1 pseudogene is annotated in these 1,756 nt (G+C 69.0%); it reads left to right on the forward strand.

The window, feature by feature from the left end:
- Nucleotides 1–552 precede the first annotated feature (552 nt).
- Nucleotides 553–1,756, forward strand: a pseudogene (locus BGO20_RS10545) (M23 family peptidase); the annotation flags it as partial.

Here is a 1,756-nt window from a genome sequence, read left to right on the forward strand (position 1 = left end):
AGAAGAGGCGCCGCTCAGCGGCGGCGCCGTCTCGATGGGCGGTTTATAGGCCAGGGCCGGATTGGAAGTCAACACGCTCGATGAAGTTTTTTTGACGGATCGCGCCTCTTTTTTCGGAAGCCTGGAAAGCTGGTGCAGAAGGCCCGTTTTCTCGCCTCGTTCGCGGGTTCGCGGCAACCTCCGCCTGAGCGCCGGGGACCGAGCGCCGCAGCCATTCGTTTTGTGGAGGGAGATTTTTCTCGGAGGGGACCGGCTTCGTCCCGCTATCACCCCCGGCTGTCCGCGACGCTGGCTTGCGGCAGGTCAAAAACGGCCGGCTTCATATTGGGGACAGCGCCTATACGGTACGTGCGCACGCGCAAGCGCCCTTTCCCAAAACAGCCGCAATCTCTCAGCACAGGAGAGGCGTCCGCGGTCGAACGGATTGATTCCGGCCTCCGGCACGGGCATGGTCCTGGCGCGCTTTCGTCAGGATGCGTTCAAGGCGCCCTCGCTGCAGCGAGGGCTGCCATCGCGATTTCGAGACAGCTTGCAAGAAGCAACCGCCGCCCCATGAATGCCCATCCCGAGTTCGCACAGCCGGTCGAGCCGCTCGCCCCCGAGGCGGCGGCCCTGCTGGTCGATCTCGGGATCGAGCCGCCGATCGCGCCCGATGACGGGCGCCAGCAGCCGCTCGACCGGCGCGGCGTCTCGTTGCGCTGGCTTTTCGCCTGCGCGCTCGTCGGGTCCTGCGGCGCAGCCCTGCTCAGTGCCGCGATCCTTGTCGCGATGCGGGGCGACACCAGCTATCCCGAACAGCCCGAGACCGTCACGGTGCGCGCCTCCTCGGCGGCCGGCGACGGCGGCGGCGCCCGCAAGGCCGACCGTCTCGTCGCCGACCAGCCGGTCCTCTCGGCGCGCCACGCCATGCGCGCACCGATGTCCCAGCGCATCGGCGCGCGCGAGGTGATCCGGGTGCGCCCCTTCGTGCGGCTCGCGACCGACCTGTCGCTGACCACCGGTGTCTATGCGACCAATGTTCCGCCGTTCAATCCCTTGCGGCTCTTCGCCGAGGGCGGCCAGCCGGACGAACGCTATGCCGAGCCGGTGCAGGACACGGCCGATGCCGACGTCACCATCGTCAAGCGCGACCTCGCCGATGTCGAGATTCCGCCCGGCAAGCCGCAGCTCACCGATGCCGAGGTGATCTCGCAGGTCGAGGAAGAGCGCGCCAACGCCAACTCCGGTCGTCAGCGGGCCCTGCCGATACCGCCACAGCTGATGCTGAGCCGCACGCTGACCGGGGCCGCACCCGCCAATGGCGACATCCTCGGCTACGCCCCCGCGACCGATACGCGCTTCTCCGGCATCGAGGTGCGGGTCGTCCCCGAGAACGTCACCAACGCCCCCAAGACCCCGATCCCCGCCTCCCGCGACCCGGAGGTCGAGGACAAGCTAGTGATGGCCAAGCGCGGCGAGAACTTCGAGCAGGCGATGCGCGGCGCCGGCGCGGCTCCCGAGCAGGTCAGGGCGATGATCGCGGCCTTCGGCGGCAAGGTGAAGACATCGGCCCTGCCGGACGGGCAGGTCCTTCAGGTGCTCTATGCGCCCGGCCCCGCTCCCGGCGACCCGCGCCAGATCATGCGCGTCTCGCTGCTGAGCAACGGCCAGCCGGACGGCACGATCGCGATGAACGACAAGGGCGTCTTCGTCGCCGTCAACCTGCCCCACCAGGAGCTGGCCTCCCAGCGGCAGCAGCGGCGGGAGGCGGGAGAGG

Source organism: Allobosea sp. 67-29 (assembly GCF_001898115.1).
Taxonomy (GTDB): Bacteria; Pseudomonadota; Alphaproteobacteria; order Rhizobiales; family Beijerinckiaceae; genus Allobosea.